Origin of the sequence: Flavobacterium wongokense (genome assembly GCF_021608265.1) — a bacterium.
Classification (GTDB): Bacteria; Bacteroidota; Bacteroidia; order Flavobacteriales; family Flavobacteriaceae; genus Flavobacterium; species Flavobacterium wongokense.
Map to the genome: position 1 here is coordinate 219,803 of NZ_JAKIHP010000001.1, position 22,684 is coordinate 242,486.

General features: G+C 38.2%; 19 protein-coding genes and 4 tRNA genes. 3 read left to right on the top strand and 20 right to left on the bottom strand.

Annotated features, from left to right (window positions below; all coding sequences use genetic code 11):
• Window positions 1-46 precede the first annotated feature (46 nt).
• The 20 genes from L1S31_RS00840 to L1S31_RS00935 form a co-directional block, all read right to left on the bottom strand.
• Window positions 47-361 (bottom strand): DUF3467 domain-containing protein, encoded by a 315-nt coding sequence (locus L1S31_RS00840; RefSeq protein WP_236460648.1) that lies wholly within the window; start codon window positions 359-361, stop codon window positions 47-49.
• 91 nt (window positions 362-452) lie between these two features.
• Complete coding sequence (gene rpoC / locus L1S31_RS00845) at window positions 453-4,757, bottom strand: DNA-directed RNA polymerase subunit beta' (protein WP_236460650.1); 4,305 nt, start codon at window positions 4,755-4,757, stop codon at window positions 453-455.
• Between the two features lie 74 nt (window positions 4,758-4,831).
• The gene (gene rpoB, locus L1S31_RS00850) at window positions 4,832-8,644 is read right to left on the bottom strand and encodes a DNA-directed RNA polymerase subunit beta (RefSeq protein ID WP_236460652.1); all 3,813 of its coding nucleotides are present in this window, start codon (window positions 8,642-8,644) and stop codon (window positions 4,832-4,834) included.
• Window positions 8,645-8,911: 267 nt separating this feature from the next.
• A complete protein-coding gene (gene rplL / locus L1S31_RS00855) occupies window positions 8,912-9,289 on the bottom strand; it encodes a 50S ribosomal protein L7/L12 (protein WP_236460655.1) in 378 nt (125 codons plus the stop codon).
• Window positions 9,290-9,342: 53 nt separating this feature from the next.
• Complete coding sequence (gene rplJ / locus L1S31_RS00860; RefSeq protein ID WP_236460678.1) at window positions 9,343-9,843, bottom strand: 50S ribosomal protein L10; 501 nt, start codon at window positions 9,841-9,843, stop codon at window positions 9,343-9,345.
• Between the two features lie 23 nt (window positions 9,844-9,866).
• Complete coding sequence (rplA, locus tag L1S31_RS00865; RefSeq protein WP_236460680.1) at window positions 9,867-10,556, bottom strand: 50S ribosomal protein L1; 690 nt, start codon at window positions 10,554-10,556, stop codon at window positions 9,867-9,869.
• A 3-nt stretch (window positions 10,557-10,559) separates the two neighbouring features.
• Window positions 10,560-11,006 (bottom strand): 50S ribosomal protein L11, encoded by a 447-nt coding sequence (gene rplK / locus L1S31_RS00870; RefSeq protein ID WP_236460692.1) that lies wholly within the window; start codon window positions 11,004-11,006, stop codon window positions 10,560-10,562.
• A 65-nt stretch (window positions 11,007-11,071) separates the two neighbouring features.
• Window positions 11,072-11,623 carry a transcription termination/antitermination protein NusG gene (nusG, locus tag L1S31_RS00875; RefSeq protein ID WP_236460710.1) on the bottom strand — a complete coding sequence of 184 codons (552 nt, stop codon included), beginning with the start codon at window positions 11,621-11,623 and terminating at the stop codon, window positions 11,072-11,074.
• Between the two features lie 10 nt (window positions 11,624-11,633).
• On the bottom strand, window positions 11,634-11,831 hold the full coding sequence (gene secE / locus L1S31_RS00880) for a preprotein translocase subunit SecE (protein ID WP_236460720.1): 198 nt from the start codon (window positions 11,829-11,831) through the stop codon (window positions 11,634-11,636).
• Between the two features lie 15 nt (window positions 11,832-11,846).
• Window positions 11,847-11,917, bottom strand: a tRNA-Trp gene (locus tag L1S31_RS00885).
• Between the two features lie 64 nt (window positions 11,918-11,981).
• Window positions 11,982-13,169, bottom strand: a complete 1,188-nt coding sequence (gene tuf, locus L1S31_RS00890) for an elongation factor Tu (RefSeq protein WP_236460722.1) — start codon at window positions 13,167-13,169, stop codon at window positions 11,982-11,984.
• A gap of 61 nt (window positions 13,170-13,230) precedes the next feature.
• Window positions 13,231-13,302, bottom strand: a tRNA-Thr gene (locus L1S31_RS00895).
• A gap of 162 nt (window positions 13,303-13,464) precedes the next feature.
• Window positions 13,465-13,545: transfer RNA gene (locus L1S31_RS00900), tRNA-Tyr, on the bottom strand.
• A 24-nt stretch (window positions 13,546-13,569) separates the two neighbouring features.
• Window positions 13,570-13,643, bottom strand: a tRNA-Thr gene (locus L1S31_RS00905).
• A 91-nt stretch (window positions 13,644-13,734) separates the two neighbouring features.
• Window positions 13,735-14,037 (bottom strand): ribosome hibernation-promoting factor, HPF/YfiA family, encoded by a 303-nt coding sequence (gene hpf / locus L1S31_RS00910; protein ID WP_236460723.1) that lies wholly within the window; start codon window positions 14,035-14,037, stop codon window positions 13,735-13,737.
• Window positions 14,038-14,067: 30 nt separating this feature from the next.
• Window positions 14,068-14,964 carry a tyrosine-type recombinase/integrase gene (locus L1S31_RS00915; protein WP_236460726.1) on the bottom strand — a complete coding sequence of 299 codons (897 nt, stop codon included), beginning with the start codon at window positions 14,962-14,964 and terminating at the stop codon, window positions 14,068-14,070.
• 72 nt (window positions 14,965-15,036) lie between these two features.
• A complete protein-coding gene (gene rpsU, locus L1S31_RS00920; RefSeq protein ID WP_236460728.1) occupies window positions 15,037-15,231 on the bottom strand; it encodes a 30S ribosomal protein S21 in 195 nt (64 codons plus the stop codon).
• 193 nt (window positions 15,232-15,424) lie between these two features.
• Window positions 15,425-16,297: a hypothetical protein gene (locus L1S31_RS00925; RefSeq protein WP_236460730.1), complete on the bottom strand. Its 873-nt coding sequence runs from the start codon at window positions 16,295-16,297 to the stop codon at window positions 15,425-15,427.
• A 59-nt stretch (window positions 16,298-16,356) separates the two neighbouring features.
• Window positions 16,357-16,956, bottom strand: coding sequence for a response regulator transcription factor (locus L1S31_RS00930; RefSeq protein ID WP_236460733.1), 600 nt, complete (start codon window positions 16,954-16,956; stop codon window positions 16,357-16,359).
• A 2-nt stretch (window positions 16,957-16,958) separates the two neighbouring features.
• Entirely contained in the window at window positions 16,959-18,863 is a 1,905-nt protein-coding gene (locus tag L1S31_RS00935; protein ID WP_236460742.1) for a tetratricopeptide repeat-containing sensor histidine kinase, read from the bottom strand.
• Between the two features lie 89 nt (window positions 18,864-18,952).
• On the opposite strand from L1S31_RS00935, the gene L1S31_RS00940 reads away from it, so the two are divergent.
• Genes L1S31_RS00940 through L1S31_RS00950 form a run of 3 tightly spaced genes read left to right on the top strand, consistent with a single transcriptional unit; the run spans window position 18,953 to window position 22,657 of the window.
• Window positions 18,953-19,504 (top strand): T9SS type A sorting domain-containing protein, encoded by a 552-nt coding sequence (locus L1S31_RS00940; protein WP_236460744.1) that lies wholly within the window; start codon window positions 18,953-18,955, stop codon window positions 19,502-19,504.
• 32 nt (window positions 19,505-19,536) lie between these two features.
• Window positions 19,537-20,541 (top strand): autotransporter outer membrane beta-barrel domain-containing protein, encoded by a 1,005-nt coding sequence (locus L1S31_RS00945; RefSeq protein ID WP_236460745.1) that lies wholly within the window; start codon window positions 19,537-19,539, stop codon window positions 20,539-20,541.
• A gap of 31 nt (window positions 20,542-20,572) precedes the next feature.
• Window positions 20,573-22,657: a S8 family peptidase gene (locus tag L1S31_RS00950; RefSeq protein WP_236460747.1), complete on the top strand. Its 2,085-nt coding sequence runs from the start codon at window positions 20,573-20,575 to the stop codon at window positions 22,655-22,657.
• Window positions 22,658-22,684: the final 27 nt, after the last annotated feature.

Sequence of the window (22,684 nt, forward strand, 5' to 3'; positions counted from 1 at the left end):
AAAGCCCTTTCAACTATGAAAGGGCTTCTTAAAATTCGAATAATGCTTATGCCTGTCCGGCTGTACCAAAATTCAAAGGAATTTGTGGCTGTTCGGTATCCTTGATTTCTCCATTGACCTGTTCAAACCTGTGGATGTTTTCGCCTAATGCCTTTAGGAATCTTTTGGCATGTTGTGGTGTCAACACGATTCTCGCTTTTACTTTTGCCTTGGGAACACCGGGCATGATCGTTACAAAATCCATCACAAACTCTGAAGCAGAGTGATTGATTATTGCTAAATTTGAATAAATTCCTTCTGCTGTTTTTTCATCAAGTTCGATGTTGATCTGACCTTGCTGTTGTTGATTGTTATCGCTCATTTGATATTAGATTTTGATATTGGAATTAAAAAGCCACTAATTTAGAAATTAAAATAGTGGCTTTTAGTTAATTTAACTTTTAATCCTGCGACTAGTAGATATACTCTTCTTTGCTCGCCATGATTTCGTTGTAGTCTTCTTTCGAGCCAACAATTGTATGATCGTAATCTCTCATACCTGTTCCGGCCGGAATTCTGTGTCCAACGATAACATTTTCCTTAAGTCCTTCCAATGTATCCACTTTACCAGCAACCGCTGCTTCGTTCAATACTTTTGTAGTTTCCTGGAACGATGCCGCAGAGATAAATGATTTCGTTTGTAACGAAGCTCTTGTGATACCTTGTAATACAGGAGTTGCAGTAGCTGTAACTACATCACGTGCTACAACCTGGTTTTTATCATTACGTTTCAATAATGAATTCTCATCACGCAATTCACGTGGAGAAACAATCTGACCTGGTTTTAACACTTCTGAATCACCTGCATCTTCAACCACTTTCATTCCGTACAATTTATCGTTTTCTTCCAAGAAATCAGAAGTGTGGATTAATTGCTCTTCTAGGAATAAAGTATCTCCCGGATCTTCAACCTGAACTTTACGCATCATCTGACGGATTACAACTTCAAAGTGTTTGTCGTTGATTTTTACTCCTTGCAGACGATAAACTTCCTGGATCTCATTAACCAAATACTGCTGAACAGCGGATGGTCCTTGGATTCTTAAGATATCTTCCGGTGTAATGGCTCCATCTGATAAAGGCATACCTGCTTTCACGAAGTCATTTTCCTGTACAAGAATCTGGCTTGATAATTTCACTAGGTATTTCTTGATTTCACCAAATTTAGATTCGATTACAATCTCACGGTTACCTCTTTTGATTTTACCAAAAGAAACTACACCATCAATCTCAGATACAACCGCTGGATTCGAAGGATTACGAGCCTCTAGCAACTCGGTAATTCTTGGAAGACCTCCGGTGATATCTCCAGCTTTTGAAGAACGACGAGGGATTTTAACCAAGACTTTACCAGCTTTGATTTTCTCACCATCTTCAACCATAAGGTGTGCCCCAACAGGTAAGTTGTACGAACGGATTAATTCTCCGTCTTTACCATAGATATGTAATGTTGGAATCAATTTTTTGTTTCTTCCTTCCGAAATTACTTTTTCCTGGAAACCGGTTTGCTCATCGATTTCAACCTGGAACGATTGTCCCTGCTCTAAATCTTCGTAGCCAATTTTTCCGGTAAACTCAGAAACGATAACTCCGTTATATGGATCCCATTTACAGATAACCGCTCCTTTTTCAACAGTATCTCCATCTTTTACATTGATAGAAGAACCGTAAGGAATGTTGTGTGTGCTTAATAGGATTCCGGTTTTAGCGTCAATTAATTTCAATTCTGTTGAACGTGAAACCACGATATCCACTTTTTCTCCATCTGCATCTTCTCCAACAACAGTTTTCAAATCTTCAATTTCTAGTCTTCCTCCGAATCTTGCAATGATTGCAGATTCTTCAGAAACTCCTCCTGCAACTCCTCCAACGTGGAAGGTACGAAGTGTCAACTGTGTTCCCGGCTCACCAATTGATTGGGCAGCGATAACTCCGACTGCTTCACCTTTTTGGGTCATTTTACCGGTTGCCAGGTTTCTTCCGTAACATTTAGCACAGATACCTTTCTTAGCCTCACAAGTCAATGGAGAACGAACATCGATTCTTTCCAATGGAGATTCTTCAATAGCCTTAACAATAGCTTCGGTAATCTGCTCACCAGAGTTAACCAGAATTTCGTTAGTCAATGGGTTGATTACATCCTGCAACGCAACACGTCCAAGGATTCTCTCTCCTAATGTTTCAACGATTTCCTCGTTTTTCTTCAAGGCAGAAACTTCAATTCCTCTTAAAGTACCACAATCTACAGAGTTAACGATAACGTCTTGAGAAACGTCATGTAAACGACGGGTTAAGTAACCAGCATCCGCAGTTTTCAAAGCGGTATCTGCTAATCCTTTACGCGCACCGTGCGTAGAGATAAAGTATTCTAAGATCGAAAGACCTTCCTTAAAGTTAGAAAGAATTGGGTTTTCAATAATTTCACCACCTCCAGCAGTCGATTTTTTAGGCTTAGCCATCAAACCACGCATACCGGTTAACTGACGGATCTGTTCTTTAGAACCCCTCGCTCCAGAGTCAAGCATCATATATACCGAGTTGAAACCTTGTTGGTCTTCACGGATATTTTTCATAGCTAACTCCGTCAACTGCGCGTTTGCAGATGTCCAGATATCAATAACCTGGTTGTAACGCTCGTTGTTCGTGATAAGACCCATGTTATAGTTCATCGAGATTCCGTCAACCTGCTCTCTTGCATCAGCAATCAATTTCTCTTTTTGTTCCGGAATTCTAATATCTCCTAATGAGAATGACAATCCACCTTTGAAAGCGAATTTGTATCCCATATCCTTCATTTCATCAAGGAAAGCTGCCGTTGTAGGAACGTCTGTTACTGCAAGGATTTTTCCGATGATGTCACGTAAAGATTTTTTAGTCAATACTTCGTTGATATATCCTGCTGCAGCTGGTACTACTTCGTTGAATAATACTCTACCTGCAGTAGTCTGTATAATTTTGTATACTAATTCTCCTTCTTCATTAAAATCTTTAGCTCTGATTTTCACTCGAGCATTCAATTCAACTCTTCCTTCGTTCAAAGCGATATTACACTCTTCAGCAGAATAGAAAGTTAAACCTTCACCTAAGATTTTGTGTTCAGGAACTGACAATCTTTCTTTGGTCATATAATATAGACCCAATACCATGTCCTGAGATGGAACCGTAATTGGCGCACCATTCGCAGGGTTCAGGATATTGTGCGAAGCCAACATCAATAACTGACACTCAAGGATAGCCTCTGGCCCAAGTGGCAGGTGTACCGCCATCTGGTCACCATCAAAATCCGCGTTAAACGCCGTACACACTAATGGGTGTAACTGGATAGCTTTTCCTTCAATCAATTTTGGCTGGAATGCCTGGATTCCTAATCGGTGCAAAGTAGGAGCACGGTTTAGCAATACCGGGTGACCTTTGATTACATTTTCAAGGATATCCCAAACTACAGGCTCTTTTTTGTCGATTATTTTCTTGGCCGACTTAACTGTCTTAACAATTCCTCTTTCGATTAACTTACGAATAACGAATGGTTTGTATAGTTCAGCAGCCATATCTTTTGGAAGACCACATTCGAACAATTTCATTTCCGGCCCAACGACAATTACCGAACGGGCAGAATAATCCACACGTTTTCCTAATAAGTTTTGACGGAAACGACCTTGCTTACCTTTCAATGAATCAGAAAGCGATTTCAACGGTCTGTTTGATTCTGTTTTAACCGCAGAAGCTTTTCTTGTATTATCGAATAGCGAGTCAACAGATTCCTGCAACATACGTTTTTCGTTTCTTAAGATCACTTCAGGAGCTTTAATCTCCATCAATCTTTTCAAACGATTGTTACGGATGATTACCCTTCTGTACAAATCATTCAAATCTGATGTAGCGAAACGACCACCATCAAGCGGCACCAACGGACGCAATTCTGGCGGGATAACAGGTACAACCTTCATGATCATCCATTCCGGACGGTTTTCACGGTTTTTGTTGGAATCACGGAATGATTCCACAACCTGTAATCTTTTTAACGCTTCGGTTTTTCTTTGTTTAGAAGTTTCATTATTCGCAGCGTGACGCAATTCGTATGACAAAGCATTCAAATCGGTTCTTGCCAATAAGTCCATGATACATTCAGCACCCATTTTGGCAACAAATTTATTTGGATCAAAATCATCCAAATATTGGTTTTCCTGTGGCAATGAATCTAAAATGTTCAAGTATTCTTCTTCCGTAAGGAAATCTAATCTCTGCAACGGCTCGCCTTCTGCGTTAACCGCAATACCAGCCTGGATTACTACATATCTTTCATAGTAGATAATCATATCTAATTTCTTAGATGGCAATCCAAGGATGTATCCGATTTTGTTTGGCAAAGAACGGAAGTACCATATATGAGCAATTGGCACAACAAGGTTGATGTGTCCTACTCTATCACGACGTACTTTTTTCTCCGTAACTTCAACCCCACAACGGTCACAAACGATTCCTTTGTAACGGATTCTTTTATATTTTCCACAAGCACATTCAAAATCTTTTACCGGACCGAAGATTCGTTCGCAGAAAAGACCATCACGCTCAGGCTTGTGCGTTCTATAATTGATCGTTTCCGGTTTCAACACCTCTCCTCTTGACTCTGCCAAGATTGATTCTGGTGAAGCTAAACCAATTGAAATTCTGTCAAATCTTTTGATAGTATTTTTAGTATCTTTATTTCTATTCATCATAGTCGTAAACTTTTAAAGTTTTAAGTTTCAGTCCGAAGCACCCAATTACGGGCACTTCTTCCCGATTACTATATTTATTCTTCTAATCTGATGTCTAATCCAAGACCTTTCAATTCATGCATCAATACATTGAATGATTCTGGCAATCCTGGTTCTGGCATAGACTCTCCCTTAACGATTGCCTCGTAAGTTTTAGCTCTACCAATAACGTCATCCGATTTAACAGTCAATATTTCTCTAAGCGTGCTTGATGCTCCATAAGCTTCAAGTGCCCAAACCTCCATTTCTCCAAAACGCTGACCTCCAAATTGAGCTTTACCTCCAAGTGGCTGTTGTGTAATAAGAGAGTATGGACCGATAGAACGTGCGTGCATCTTATCATCAACCATGTGTCCAAGTTTCAACATATAAATCACTCCGACAGTTGCTGCCTGATGGAAACGCTCTCCAGTTCCACCATCATACAAATAAGTATGACCAAAACGTGGAATTCCGGCTTCATCAGTAAGTTCATTGATTTGGTCTAATGTTGCTCCGTCAAAAATTGGTGTAGCATAAGTTCTACCCAAGTTCATTCCGGCCCAACCAAGAACAGTCTCATAAATCTGACCGATGTTCATACGCGAAGGTACACCAAGTGGATTCAATACGATATCAACCGGAGTTCCATCTTCTAAGAATGGCATATCCTCATGACGAACGATACGAGCCACAATACCTTTGTTTCCGTGACGTCCCGCCATTTTATCACCCACTTTCAACTTACGTTTCTTAGCGATGTAAACTTTAGCCAATTTCAAGATACCAGCTGGTAACTCATCTCCAACAGTGATGGTGAATTTCTCTCTTCTTAAAGCACCTTGTAAGTCGTTCAACTTGATTTTGTAATTGTGAATCAAGTCGTTAACTAAAGTATTTGACTCTTCGTCAGATACCCATTGCCCTTTGGTTAAGTGAGCGAAATCTTCAACTCCGTGTAACATTTTTAGGGTGTATTTTTTACCTTTTGGTAAAACCTCTTCTCCTAAATCGTTCATAACACCCTGAGATGTTTTTCCGTTTACAATGTTGAATAATTTGTCAACCAATTTGTCTTTCAATTCAACAAATTTCGTTTCGAATTCCATTTCCAAAGACGTCAAATCGTCTTTATCCTTGGTACGTTTCTTTTTATCTTTTACCGCTCTTGCGAATAATTTTTTGTCTAAAACCACACCGTGTAATGATGGAGAAGCTTTTAATGAAGCATCTTTCACATCACCAGCCTTATCCCCGAAGATTGCTCTAAGAAGTTTCTCTTCCGGAGTTGGATCTGATTCTCCTTTTGGTGTAATTTTTCCGATAAGAATGTCGCCAGGCTTAACTTCAGCCCCGATTCTGATCATTCCGTTCTCATCCAAATCTTTGGTTGCTTCTTCAGAAACGTTCGGGATATCATTAGTCAACTCTTCGTTACCTAATTTAGTATCCCTAACTTCCAAAGAATAATCATCAACGTGGATAGACGTGAAGATATCATCACGAACCACTTTTTCAGAAATCACAATCGCATCCTCGAAGTTATACCCTTTCCAAGGCATAAACGCAACTTTAAGGTTTCTACCCAAAGCCAACTCTCCGTTTTGCGTGGCATATCCTTCGCAAAGTACCTGTCCTAATTTCACTCTGTCACCTTTTCTAACGATAGGTTTCAGGTTGATAGACGTACTTTGGTTCGTTTTTCTAAATTTGATTAACTGGTATGTTTTTTCATCTGGGTCAAAACTTACCATTCTTTCAGCTTCAGTCCTGTCGTATTTGATGGTAATCATGTTCGCATCAACGTACTCAACAGTACCGTTTCCTTCAGCATTAATCAATACTCTTGAATCAGAAGCAACCTGTCTTTCTAATCCAGTTCCAACAATCGGTGCTTCAGGACGTAACAATGGTACAGCCTGACGCATCATGTTTGATCCCATCAACGCACGGTTCGCATCATCATGTTCCAAAAATGGAATCAATGAAGCCGAAATCGATGCAATCTGGTTAGGAGCAACGTCTGTATAATGAACCTGTCCTGGATCAACAACCGGGAAATCACCTTCTTCACGGGCAATAACCTTATCGGCAGTGATTTTTCCTTTTCCGTCCATTTCAATGTTTGCCTGAGCAATCATTTTTCCTTCTTCTTCTTCTGCGCTTAAGTAAATTGGTTCAGCAGTTAAATCAACCACACCATTTTTAACTTCACGGTAAGGAGTTTCGATGAATCCCATTCCGTTCACTTTAGCGTAAACACCAAGTGATGAAATCAATCCGATGTTTGGTCCCTCAGGAGTTTCAATTGGGCAAAGTCTTCCGTAGTGCGTATAGTGAACGTCACGTACCTCAAATCCTGCTCTTTCTCTTGAAAGTCCACCTGGTCCAAGTGCTGACAATCTTCTTTTGTGCGTAATCTCAGCCAATGGATTTGTTTGATCCATGAATTGAGATAACTGGTTCGTACCAAAGAAAGAGTTGATAACTGATGACAATGTTTTTGCATTGATCAAATCAATTGGTGTAAACACCTCGTTATCCCTAACGTTCATTCTTTCACGGATAGTACGCGCCATACGCGCTAAACCAACACCGAATTGTTGTGACAATTGTTCTCCAACTGTTCTAACACGACGGTTTGATAAGTGATCGATATCATCAATATCCGCTTTCGCGTTGATTAATTCGATTAAGTATTTTACAATGGTAATGATATCCTCTTTGGTCAAGACCTGCTTTTCCATTGGGATATCCAAACCAAGTTTTTTGTTCATTCTGTAACGACCTACTTCACCTAAGTTGTAACGTTGGTCAGAGAAGAACAATTTATCTATGATACCACGAGCCGTTTCCTCATCAGGCGGTTCTGCATTACGCAACTGACGGTAAATGTGCTCAACGGCTTCTTTTTCAGAGTTTGTTGGATCTTTTTGTAACGTATTGTGGATGATTGCATAATCACCTTGATTCGCATCTTCCTTGTGTAACAAAATAGATTTAACGTTAGAATCGATGATTTCTTCCACATTATCTTTGTCAATAATAGTGTCACGGTCAAGGATAATCTCGTTACGTTCGATAGAAACTACCTCTCCGGTATCCTCATCTACGAAATCTTCATGCCAGGTATTTAATACTCTCGCTGCTAATTTTCTACCGATATATTTTTTAAGTCCTGTTTTAGAAACCTTAATCTCTTCAGCAAGGTCGAAAATCTCAAGGATATCCTTATCTCTTTCGAAACCGATTGCACGGAATAAAGTAGTTACAGGTAATTTTTTCTTTCTGTCGATATAAGCATACATCACGCTGTTGATATCGGTAGCGAATTCAATCCATGAACCTTTGAAAGGAATTACCCTAGCTGAATATAACTTCGTACCATTTGCGTGGAAAGACTGACCAAAGAATACTCCTGGAGAACGGTGTAATTGGGAAACAACCACACGCTCAGCACCATTGATTACGAAAGTACCGCTTGGTGTCATATAAGGAATAGTTCCTAAGTAAACATCCTGTACAATCGTTTCAAAATCCTCGTGCTCTGGGTCAGTACAATAAAGTTTCAGACGTGCTTTTAACGGCACACTGTATGTTAAACCTCTTTCGATACACTCTTGAATAGTGTAACGTGGTGGGTCAACAAAATAATCTAGGAACTCCAATACAAATTGGTTTCTTGTATCAGTGATTGGAAAGTTTTCCATGAAGGTGTTGTATAAACCTTCGTTGCCTCTTTCGTCTGATTTCGTTTCCAATTGGAAGAAATCTTGGAAGGATTTTACCTGAACATCCAGGAAATCCGGATATTGAGGAATGTTTTTGGTAGAGGCAAAATTCAATCTTTCAGTCTGATTTGTTATCATCAATGGAGAAAATTTTGATTTAAAAAAAGTAATTTGTTGTGTGTAAAAACACTGTTTAATCTATACTTTCCTTTTTTTGATAATCAATACCTCTTAAAAATAAACCAGGAAATTAGTCTATTTTTTTCTTCGTAATTGATTAAAAGCTTATTCGTAACTTAAGCTATGTGGGAATAAAATTGGATATAATTTTATTATACGAAAAATGGTTTAGGCCCTTGGACGCTTTGTCCAAGGCCTAAACCTGTTTCTAAAACTAGGTGTGAATTATTTTAATTCAACAACAGCTCCAGCTTCTTCTAAAGATTTTTTCAAACCTTCAGCTTCTGCTTTAGTAACTCCTTCTTTAATGTTAGATGGCGCACCGTCTACTAAATCTTTAGCTTCTTTAAGACCTAAACCTGTTAATTCCTTAACAGCTTTAACTACTGCTAATTTAGAAGCACCAGCATCTTTAAGTACTACTGTGAATTCAGTTTGCTCTTCAGCAGCACCAGCGTCTCCACCAGCAGCACCTCCAGAAACTACTACAGCTGCAGCAGCTGGTTCGATACCATACTCATCTTTTAATATTGTAGCTAAATCATTAACTTCTTTTACAGTTAAGTTAACTAATTGTTCTGCGAATTGTTTCAAATCTGCCATTTTTTCTATCGTTTAAAATGTTCTTTAATTATTATTTTTTTAGTCTGCTCTAATTATTCTGCTGTTTCTCCTTTTTGTTCAGCGTTGTTCAATAAAGCTGAAAGGATACGTTTAGCAGGAGATTGAAGTAATCCGATGATTTCACCGATAACTTCTTCTTTAGATTTAAGCGACGCTAAGCTATCCAATAGGTTATCTCCAATGTAGATTTCCTGGTTGATGTAAGCACCTTTAAATACTGGTTTATCAGATTTTTTTCTGAAATCCTTGATAATCTTAGCCGGAGCATTTGCAGTATCTGAAATGAATACAGAAGAGTTACCTTTTAAAATAGTTGGTAAATCACCATAATCATTTGTAGAAGCTTCCATTGCTTTTTCAAGCAAAGTATTTTTAACAACTTCTAATTTGATACCTGCTTTAAAGCAAGCTCTTCTTAAGTTTGAAGTTGTCTCAGCATCTAATCCAGAAGTATCTGCAATGTAGATTACACTTGTTTCAGCCAACTTTGCAGTTAAATCTTCTATCGCGATTGATTTTTCTTCTCTTGTCATAATAAAATGTTTTTAACTACCAATTATACTGCTTTAGGATCTAAGGCAATAGCAGGACTCATAGTACTTGACAAGTGAATAGACTTGATGTAAGCACCTTTCGCTGCAGTTGGTTTTAATTTGATTAATGTTTGAATAATTTCGTGGGCGTTCTCAGTAATCTGCTCTGCACCGAAAGAAATTCTTCCAATACCAGCGTGAACGATACCTGTTTTGTCAACTTTAAAGTCGATTTTACCAGATTTCACTTCCTGAACCGCTTTTCCAACCTCCATAGTAACAGTACCGGTTTTAGGGTTTGGCATCAAACCTCTTGGTCCTAACACTCTTCCTAATGGTCCTAATTTACCCATGATAGCAGGCATAGTGATGATTACATCAACATCTGTCCAACCATCTTTAATTTTTTGAAGGTAATCGTCCAATCCTACGTAATCAGCTCCAGCAGCTTTTGCTTCAGCTTCTTTGTCCGGAGTAACTAAAGCCAAAACTTTAGTATCTTTTCCAGTTCCGTGAGGAAGGGTTACAACACCTCTTACCATTTGATTTGCTTTTCTTGGATCTACTCCTAAACGAACAGCAATGTCTACAGACTCGTCAAATTTTGCAGAAGCAACAGTTTTCAATAAAGATGAAGCATCTTTTAATGAATACAATTTGTTTTTCTCAATTTTTGAAGCAGCGTCTTTTTGTTTTTTTGTCAATTTTGCCATGTCTTATCCTTTGTTTAGAGGAGAATCTCCTGTTACAGTTAATCCCATTGATCTAGCTGTTCCAGCAATCATGCTCATAGCAGATTCGATAGTGAACGCATTTAAATCAGTCATCTTGTCTTCAGCAATCGTTTTGATTTGGTCCCAAGAAACGTTACCAACTTTACGACGATTAGGCTCTCCAGAACCAGATTTTAATTTAGCAGCATCCAATAATTGAATTGCAGCAGGTGGAGTTTTCACGACAAAATCGAATGATTTGTCTTTATACACGGTAATTTGTACCGGTAACACTTTGCCAGGTTGATCTTGTGTTCTAGCATTAAATTGCTTACAGAACTCCATGATATTAACACCAGCAGCTCCCAGAGCAGGTCCAACCGGTGGCGATGGGTTCGCAGCACCTCCCTTAACTTGTAGTTTAACTACTTTACTAATCTCTTTAGCCATTGTTTAATAAAAAATTGCATCGGTCTGTGGAAGCAGACGTTTGCGGTTTATAATAGTGTAACAAATTATACTTTTTCAACTTGCATAAAAGCCAGTTCCAATGGTGTTTTTCTTCCGAAAATCTTAACCATTACTTCCAGCTTACGCTTATCCTCATTAATTTTTTCAATAGTTCCGTTAAAACCGTTGAAAGGACCATCTACCACCTTGATTGTTTCACCAATGGTATATGGTATGTTTTGATTGTCAGTATTCACAGCCAACTCGTCAACTTTTCCAAGCATTCTGTTAACTTCTGACATTCTCAATGGAACAGGATCACCACCTTTTACTTCACCTAAAAATCCTATTACACCAGTAATTGATTTGATAATGTGTGGTATCTCACCAATCAGATTAGCCTCTATCATTACATAACCGGGAAAATAAACTTTATCCTTAGCTATTTTTTTCCCATCTCTTACCTGAACCACTTTTTCAGTAGGCACAAGGACCTGGGAAATGTAATCAGCCATTCCTAATCTATTGATTTCAGTTTCGATGTAAGCTTTGACTTTGTTTTCCTGTCCGCTTACAGCTCTAACCACATACCATTTCTTTACATTATTATCAGCCATTTCAGAGAAATTATGATTTAATCAAATTAAAAATCCCTGCGATTGCTTTGGCACACATTTCGTCAACGCCCCATGTTGCTAAAGCGAAAACAATTGAAAATACAGCCACTACAATAGTTAAACGCTGAACTTCAGACCACTCTGGCCAAGTAACATTTGATTTTAATTCTTCAAATGCCTCTGATATATAATTAACAACTTTTGTCATTGTATTTTATTTTTGCACGGGCGGAGGGATTCGAACCCCCATCAACGGTTTTGGAGACCGCTATTCTACCCTTGAACTACGCCCGTTGATTATTATTAAAAAACAGCAGAGCACCAAATGGTTCTCTGCTGAATTTCTATTTTATTTAAATTATTCTACGATTTCAGTAACCTGACCCGCACCAACTGTTCTACCACCTTCACGGATAGCGAAACGCAAACCTACGTTCATTGCAATTGGGCTTAATAAAGCTACGTCAATAGTTAAGTTATCACCTGGCATTACCATCTCTACACCTGCTGGTAAAGAAATAACTCCTGTTACGTCAGTTGTACGTACGTAGAACTGTGGACGGTAGTTATTGTGGAATGGAGTGTGACGACCACCTTCTTCTTTTTTCAAGATATAAACCTCAGCTTTAAATTTAGCGTGTGGTTTTACTGAACCTGGCTTAATGATAACCATACCTCTTTTGATATCAGCTTTGTCGATACCTCTTAAAAGTAGACCTACGTTATCTCCAGCTTCACCTCTGTCAAGGATTTTACGGAACATCTCAACTCCAGTGATTGTAGAAGTTAATTTGTCAGCTCCCATACCGATGATTTCAACAGGATCTCCAGTGTTAGCAACTCCAGTTTCGATACGACCTGTAGCAACAGTTCCACGACCTGTAATTGTAAATACGTCCTCAACTGGCATCAAGAATGGTTTAGCAACGTCACGTACTGGCTCTTCGATCCAGTTGTCAACAGCTTCCATCAATTCGATGATTTTTGGTACCCAGTTTGGATCATTGTTCAATCCACCTAAAGCAGAACCTTGAACAACAGGACCATTATCTCCATCATAATCGTAGAAAGATAACAAGTCTCTGATTTCCATTTCAACCAGCTCTAAAAGCTCAGCATCATCAACCATATCCACTTTGTTCATGAATACAACGATTCTTGGAATACCTACCTGACGTCCTAAAAGGATGTGCTCACGTGTTTGTGGCATTGGTCCGTCAGTAGCAGCTACTACTAAGATAGCACCGTCCATTTGAGCAGCACCAGTAACCATGTTCTTAACGTAATCCGCGTGACCTGGACAGTCAACGTGTGCGTAGTGACGGTTAGCAGTTTCGTACTCAACGTGAGAAGTGTTGATAGTAATACCTCTTTCTTTTTCTTCCGGAGCATTATCAATTTGGTCAAATGATTTTGCTTGACAATATCCAGCATCAGACAATACTTTAGTGATTGCTGCAGTTAATGTAGTTTTTCCGTGGTCAACGTGCCCAATCGTTCCGATGTTTAAGTGGGGCTTGTTACGGTTAAAATTTTCTTTTGCCATTTTAATTAATTTTAAACTTAGTTATATATATTTATTAGTGTTCAATTTTCAATTTAATTTGAGCCAACTACGGGAATTGAACCCGTGACCTCTTCCTTACCAAGGAAGCACTCTACCCCTGAGCTAAGTCGGCAAGGAATCATAAACGTTTGCCTTTTAACCTTCGGGTTATGAGCCCGACGACAGGATTACCTCGCTTCACTCGGTGATCCGTAAAGGTGAACCTTTACTAAAGTTTTGCTTTTCACGCACTTTCAAAAGCGAGCTTTTGACGTGCGCTTAATCAAAACTTTTGTGGGGAGAGCAGGATTCGAACCTGCGAAGTTCTCACAGCAGATTTACAGTCTGCCCTCGTTGGCCGCTTGAGTATCTCCCCTAACCATATTTCAATAAAAAAAAGAGCCGGCGGAGGGACTCGAACCCACGACCTGCTGATTACAAATCAGCTGCTCTAGCCAACTGAGCTACGCTGGCAACTTCAATAAAAAAAGTCCGCTATTTCTAACGGACTGCAAATGTATATCTTTTTGTTCTTTATTCAAAACATTTTTAAAAAAAAATTATTTTAGATATGTGTTCTGATTTTTTCCTTCCTTTTAATCAATAATCTTTCTAATGATTCTGCCGAAACCTCTATTGCTTCCTCAAAAGTTTTGCATTGTTTTTTAACCATAAAATCATCTCCCGGAACATGGATTTTAACCTCTACAATTTTATTTTCTTTCTCGCTAGTCTTTTCAACCTTCAAAAAAACGTCAGAAGAGACTACTTTATCATAAAATTTTTCAAGTTTAGCTAATCTTTCATTAATGAAATCGACCAATTTTCTGTCAACAGTAAAGTTAACTGCATGAACATTTACCTTCATAATTAGTATTTTATTGATTAAACATTTGAATTACTTTTTATTCCTGGGATGGGCATTATTATACACTTTTTGGAGCTCTGCCAAACTGTTATGCGTATAAACCTGTGTTGATGCCAAACTGGAATGTCCTAATAATTCCTTCACCGAATTTATGTCTGCCCCATTGTTTAAAAGGTGTGTAGCAAAAGTATGCCTTAATATATGAGGACTTTTTTTTACCTTCTCAGAGACATTACTAAAGTAATAATTTATTAGCCGATAAACAAACGAATCGTTTAATTTAACTCCATTTAACAGTAGAAAAAAATATTCGCTATCCTTAACTTCTTGCAGCTGTGACCTTTCAGACAAATATTTTTTGATCTCATCTCCAATTATAGGTAAAATCGGAATAATTCTTTCCTTGTTCCTCTTTCCCAGCACTTTAATGGTTTGATTCGACAAATCAATGTTTTGGACTTTCAAATTAATCAGCTCGGTCCTTCTGATTCCCGTGGTATAAAACAGGTCCACAATCAGTTTGTCCCGTAATCCTTCATAGCCTTCCTTGTAGGCAATTTGGTTCAAAACCATATCGAGTTCCTTTTCTGAAAAAGGGATTTGGATTTTTTTGGGCGATTTCAATGCCTTGTGCTTTAAAAGTGGGCTCGAGTCGATTTGCTTTGTCTTGAGCAAAAATTTGTAAAATGATTTTAAGGAAGAGATTTTCCGGTTGATGGACGAGTTTGAAATTCCATCATCTGAAAGCGAAACAATCCACGAACGTATCTGATTGTAATTGACCGCAACCAAATCATTGTCGTCATATTCGTTTGATAAAAAAGCTTCAAAAAAGCCAATGTCATTCAGGTAAGCCGTAACGGTATGCTGGGAATAGTTTTTTTCCAGCAGCAAATAATCATGAAACTTGTCTTTAGAATTTCCCATAAAAAAACCGTTAGCATCAAAGTTATGAAACTTTAATTACTAACGGTTAGTATATTTTTAGAAAATTAACTACTAACTTTCTAATCCGTCTCTCAAGTTCTGTATGTAAGCAGCTTTTTGGATTTGTGCTCTTCTTACCACTGAAGGTTTGATGAAAGCCTGACGCGAACGCAACTGACGAACAGTTCCTGTTTTATCAAATTTTCTTTTATAGCGCTTTAATGCTCTATCGATATTTTCTCCGTCTTTAATTGGTATAATTAACATAATCTAGACACCTCCTCTCATTTAGTGGGCGCAAAGATATACTTTATTTTGAATTTTGACCCGAAAAAAATAAATATTTTTATTTTTTGAATTGGCGAAGCAATTATAAATTTTAAATTATTTTGGGCGTTGCCTTCGGCCGCGCTTTCCGCAGTACGCGGTACTTGCTGCAATCGCTAACGCATGCCCTGCTTTAATCAAAGAAAAACTGTGTGACCGTAGTACCACTGGTATCCAGTGTTAGTGTTTTCGATTGATAAAAATTATTTGGCAGTACCTGAAATGTTGCCAGGCTGGCGTTTTCCTGCAAAATATTTTTTGATATGCTAAGATTATCCATAAAGTAAGACGATGGACCCGCCCAATAACATTCTGCGGCAATAATCTTCCTTGTCTTTCCGCCAATGCTTTTATCCCATAAATATAAAGAACTGTCAATGATGTTAGAGTACTCATAATCCACGACTGTCCCGTTTGAAAACGCAATCCTGCTTATATTGTTATTGTTATATTGAAAGGTATTGGCGTTCTCCGCAACACCATCAAAATTGGCGTCTATGCCTGCCGAAACAACATCATCATTATTATTAAACTGAAGCACTATTCGTGAATAAGCCATTGCAGCCGGATTATCGTAAGCAGCATTTATCTTTTCAAAAAATACCGTGTTATTTAAATTATGCACAAATCGATAGTACAATTCTTCAGGTCCTCCCATTAGTGTGGTTTTAGCTCCAATCAGATTTTGATCCGCATCATAATATAAGTATACCATCCTGTCATAAGATGGATAGTGCTGCACGTAACGGTTTACCGTTCCGTCTGTATTATAAAAAAATATTTGTTGCGTAGTCGGTTCCTGGACTACACCACCTATAGTCTCCTGATGGGTTTCTGAATAAAGTTTGCCATTCAGTAAATTTCCAATAGTGACATTGTTATAGCCAGGACTAGTGGTTTTTTCAATTCGGTAACCTGTTATCGTTACATCTGTAATGTCGTCTACAGAATCTGTGGTGCAGGATGCACACAATCCAATAATAAATAAAACTGCTAATTTCTTCATATCGTAAGGTTTAGTTTATTCTATAACGTAAAAAACCTATACTTATTATGAAGAGGAATTTATTTAACAACTCCCAAATGAATCGCTATTTTTATCAATCCTGCAATATTCTTTACCTGAAGCTTAAAAAAGATGTTTTTGCGATGGGCTTCCACGGTATGTTTACTTATTATTAACTTCTCTGCCATTTCCTCGGTTGTGTATTCTTTGGCAATCAGCCTGATGATTTCCTTCTCTCTTTCACTCAGTATCGATTTTTTAAAATCAATCGAGTTTTCGTTATTCAGCTCTCCTACAAAATGCTTTTTATCATTCAGCACAATTTCCTTAATGACCTTTATCAATTTCTCCTTACCTGTTTCCTTCAGCAAAAAGCCATCAATGTTTTTAAACGGAAGGATATTTTCAAACATGCTTACGACCAGTATCTTTATTTCCGGGAATTCCTTTTTCAGGATTTTGACAAATTCAACTCCGTTCATTTCAGGCATTGAAATATCGGTTATCACAATATCGGGAATATCTTCCTTAATTTTTTTAAGGGCCTTTTTAGCACTGCTCTCCACAAAAACGATTTCAAAACCTTCATCAGCTGACAAAACTGAAATCATTCCGTCTAAAAACATTTGGTGGTCGTCAACAATTACAATCTTAATCATTTTTATAATTTTAAGTCTAGGATATCTATAATAACGCTGGTGCCACCTTTAGGCATCGATTCAATTGCCATCGTTCCATTAATGGCTGCCAACCTTTCCTGAATGTTTTTTAATCCGATTCCATTTTTATCAGTGACTTCAAAACCGCATCCGTCATCTTCAAGGATTATGTTTAGGTTATCCTCCATTTTGGTAAAACTCAACAAAACATTTTTTGCGTTGGCATGTTTGGAAACGTTGGCCAATAATTCCTGGATTATCCTATAGATATGGTGTTTTAAGATTGATGATAGTTTGTCCAACGCGCCATCAGGAAAAATGATGAGCTCTGTGGCAAATTCTTCCCTGTTTTCATATTCCTTTGTCAATTCAAACAATAGGGTTTCCAGGCTTTTGTCTGATATTTTAGTCAAACTCAAATCATGGGAAATATTCCTCAATTCAACAAAAACATTCCCTAAGTGGTTGATGATTTCATTTATGGGTTCGCTTTGTAATGAAGAATTGATTTGGTGCAGCTGGAGTTTAATCCCGGCCAAATCGCCTCCAACCCCATCGTGGATTTCCTTTGCAAACCTGTTGCGTTCCTGGTCCTGTCCTTCGACAATTCCGGTGATGCGTTCCAATTCCTGTTGTTGCTGCAATTCGGTTTTCTCTTTAAGGAATAATTCGTTTTCCTTTTCCTGTATCACTTTTTGCAGCTTAATCCGGTTTCGGTAAAAAAGCACTAAGGCCAAAAGCGGAATGACAAGTGCCAACCCAACGTAAATTACAATCCTTTTTTTGGTCTTTTCAATTATTTTTTCCCTTGAAAGCAAATCTATTTTTAAATTCTTTTTTTCGACTTCATATTTAGTCTGGATTTCATCGAATGCCTTTGTTTTCTTTACGCTAAAAACACTATCCTGCAATGCGTGGTATTTTTCGAGGAACACGACCGCTTTTTCAAAATTCCCTGATTTTTTGTAAACTTTGGAAATCGAATGGAACAAATTGATTTTTTGCTCGGTGGCGATGGCGCCCTTTGAAAGCTTTAAAGCTTCGAGGTACATGGTTACAGAATTGGAATAGTTTTTTGTTTTGGAATAATAGGCTCCCATATTAAAATAATAATAGAATAAATGGTCCTGACTATTAGTCCTGGTTTCAATTTCCTTGAGTTTATTCAAACAGGCAAATGCTTTTGCATAATTACTTTCTAAATCAGTCGACAAATATACTTCGCTGGTATTTACTAAAATTGAGGCCTTTTGGTAGTCGTCATTTAATTTGTCGGCAATGCCATAAGCAAGGTTGTAATATTTGACGGCATCATCCTTATTGGTTGCCCTATTAATGATTCCGAGGCTCATATAACTATACAGCAATACTTCGTCAAAATCATTCGCTTTGGCAATTTCCACATTATCGGTATAACACTTTAAAGCCTTAAGGGTATCTTTCTGCAGTTCGTACAACGTCCCCAAATTGTTTAAAGCGTTGCATTTGTTTTTTGCCAAATGATTTTTATCGGCAATATCCAATGATTTTAGTAAAAGCCTCAGGGAATAGGTATAATTCCCATTATCCATTTCGATTAACCCGAGCAGATTATAATTAAGCGCTAACGCTTTTTTGTTGTTTGTTTTAATGGCAAGGTTTAAGGATTTGGAAAACCACTGTTTTGCTTTAGCAGGATTCCCTTCATTATAAAAGTACCGACCCATATAAAACAAACAATTGGAAAGCTGCGGGCTGTTGCCTTTTTGAGCGATGCCTAAAGCTTTCCTTATATAATGGTACGACGAATCCGGAATGGTAAATTGGGTTCTTGTAAAATCTTCGATTAAGCCTTCAATGGCCTTTTCGTTGTTTTGGCTATAGGCCAATTGAAAGAAAAACAAAGTCGCTAAAAATACCTTTTTCATGTTTTGAAATTTACAAAAAATAACGTTTTTATGGTATTTTTATTATCGAACATAAAACTAATTTTGATTAACATTTAATTCTTAAAATCATGAAAAAAGGTCTCTTCGTTTTATTAATTATTTTGCTGGCAAAAAGCAATCTGTCTGCTCAGCATATTCCTCTTGCAGGGGATTTTGAACAATATCTTTATGTCTCTGATGAAGAGATAATTTTTACAATTGAAGTTCCATCAGCTACCATTTCGGGTGAAATACAAAGCGCAGTCTGTACGACTGTAACTCCATCTTCAACCAACGTCATCATTATATCAGATCCTGAAAACAACAAATTAGGAGGAAGTAAAGGAACAGTCATTAGGCCAAGACCCGGATTTGGAACTGGCGGAAAAGCCCTAAATACAAATCCCAAAACTGATATCCTCTTAAACCAGTCCTACAACGATATCCAAATAACTTCTAATAGTGAACGAATTATTGGTTTCTCACTTTATGATTTATCCGGAAGATTGGTAATCAAAGAAAAAACAATCCCCACAAACAATTATACCATACCGGCAACCGAACTCAAAAGGGCTATTTACATCGTAAAAATCGATCTCGAAAATCAACAATCAAAAACAATAAAATTTATTAAAAATTAAACAACGAAATATCAATTAAAAACTCTAAAATTATGAAAAAATTATTAGCAGCAGGTTTATTACTTGCAGGACTTTTTGGAGCTAACGCTCAAAATGTGGCTTCAACTACAACGTTGACAAGTGGTGGAAACTTAGCCGGATCATTAGGTGGCAACTCCTGTACATACTATGGTGCGAATGCAGGAAGGTTCTTTACAGGAACAACAGCAGCAACTGGCAGCAACACCTTCATTGGGCAAAATTCCGGAAACTCCATTACTTCAGGAAACTCTAACACTTACACAGGTTACAAAAGTGGTTATGGAAGTTCAAGTTCTACTCCAGCTCCGGGAACACCAGGATATACAGTAACCGGAAACAGCAATAGTTTTTATGGTGCTTCAAGCGGAATAGTTAACAATGGTGGTAATGAAAATGCCTTTTTTGGTGCATCAGCCGGATATAAAAACAACACCGGAAGCAACAATACTTACTTAGGATTTAGTTCTGGTTCCAATAATGCAGGTTCAGGAAATGTTTTTGTAGGTTCGAATGTAGGTCCAACCGCAAACCAACTTGGCAGTTCATTGAGCAACAACCTGTTTATAGACAACTCAACCAATAGCAATCCTTTGATTTGGGGGGATTTTGCTGCCGACCAATTGAAACTAAATGGTAAAGTAGCCATTGGTGGTAATAACACAACTCCTTTTGGTACGTTTCCAACATCTGTTGGTGGTGTAAGTATTCCTAATTATACTTTGTTTGTAAAAGGCGGACTTCTTACTGAGGAAATGAGAGTTGCTCTGGCAACTACATGGGCAGATTATGTTTTTGCGAAAGACTATAACTTAAAGCCATTATCAGAAGTTGAGGAGTTTATCAATGAAAATGGTCACTTGCCTAACGTTCCTTCTGCAGCACAGGTAAAAGACGAAGGTATTAACGTGGGTGAAATGGCAAGAATCCAACAAGAAAAAATTGAAGAATTAACGCTTTACATCATCGCTCAAAACAAAAGGATTGAGGCTTTAGAAGCTAAAATGGGCAATAAGTAATTTCATCGTTTAACATCTAAAACATGAAATTATGAAAAAAATACTAATCCTTTTTTGCTGCCTGTTCCTAACATACAGCTATGGGCAAAAAACCTATAAGTATTATATGTACTTATACAATTCGTCAAGCGCACCAACTTTTTCCAAACAAGGCAATTATTTGGTTTACAACGGAACGAATCCTGGCCTGCAGACTTTTTTTGGCAAATATAAAATCACGCGCTTTGACAAAGCTTTTCCGGCTGCACTTCCAACATGGGAAAGCTTCGCAAGGGTATTAATGGTAGAAACCGAAAGCAGTACCTTAGCAAATGATTTGATCACAACTTATCCATCGGTTTACAGGAAATACGATGATTTAACAAATGATGTGGCTGAGTTGATGACGTACCCTAACGATTATGGCTCGACAAATCCCAATGGGAATACAGGTGCCGATATCAACAGGGATGATTTGGATTATATGAATGCACAAAAAGCCTGGAACATCACAACCGGCAACGGAATGACCATTGGTATTTCGGACGCCCGTATCATGACAACTGATACAGATTATGCAGGAAAGGTAAGCTTCGTAAATCCCGGATCTTATCAAAACCTGCCTTATAATGTAAACGATATAACGACCTGGCACGGAACAGGTGTTGCCGGAATTGCTGCCGCTCAGGGAAACAACAATTATGGCTCAACGGGAGTTTGTTATGACTGCAAAATCAAAGGGACTGCTTATGGAGATTATAACAATCTGATAGCTTTGGCTCAAACTGGCGTAAGGGTTATCAATATGAGTTGGGCCTACATGTATTCCAGTTATGCGGCAGGGTATCACGAGGCGGACCAAATGGTTGTCGATTCGCTTAGAACTCATTATAAGGTTGTTCTTGTAGCCTCGGCCGGAAACAGGTCGTCCTATCAGACAACAACGGATTATCTGCCGGATGGAGGAACTCAGAGTGGTCCCTCATGGACAGGAACACAATTTGGATTTCCGGCAAGTTATGACGGAGTAATCTCTGTATCTTCTGTTGCGCATAAGTATCCCTTTACGCTGCCGTTACAGCCAACGCCTCCAACATATTGCTGTACATCGCCAACAGGAATTGAATGTTATGGTGGATTTCAAGGCCAGTTTGCCGGAACCATTAATGGTAATGATCCCTACAACCCTTTTGTCGTCTTGTACAACGGATGGCCTCAATGGCATGAAAATCCCAATTACATCACAAGTCCAAATGGTTTAACCCGCTCACACACCTCTAACCCTAATGTGGACATTTTAGCTCCTACCGGAAGTACCTTCAGATTCGATATTTATTCTGAACAAGCCGGGCATCCAATTGTATATACAGGTGGCGGAACATCGGGATCGGCTCCAAGAGTCTCAGGTACTGCTGCCCTGATGGTGAGTGTGAATGGTTGCATAACACCCGACGAGGTGGACTGCATTCTGAAATTGACGTCTAAAGATGTAGAATCGATAACGGCGTTGAATTCAATTTTCCAGGGACAGATTGGTGCTGGTGCTTTAGACACAGGAGATGCTGTAGAATTTGTCGACGAGATGAAAAAGGTTAACGGGAATGCGGTGATTGACAATCATATCTTTAACCGATTCAATTTCAAATTGGATAAAATCAACAACAATTTAAAAATTGAGAATGTTACATTTAGGGATAACTGTGTGGCCGACTTTACCGCAAAAAATCAAATACAGGTCAAAGGAAATTCGGCAACGGTTTTCAAGCCAAATGCAACCGGATTGGTTACTTTAAAAATCAACCCTAACCTTTCAATTGATTGTGCACCTATTGTATATCCAAAGAATGCTTCAGCTGCAAGTACTGAGAGCAGAAATGATTCGTCTATCGTTTTGTATCCAAACCCAAACAACGGGATTTTTGAAATCGCAATCAAGGATTTTCCAGCATTCCAAAATACAACAGTTGGTATCAATGTGATTGATATAAATGGCCGATTAGTATATCAAAATGAAATCAATACAGCTTCAGATGCTACAACCATACCTGTTAGCTTAGCCAACATTTCAAATGGTGTGTACTTTGTAAAAGTATCAAGTAAAGATTATGTAGAGACTTTAAAATTTATTAAAGACTAAATTGTGGTTAGTTTTTAAACGAAAAGT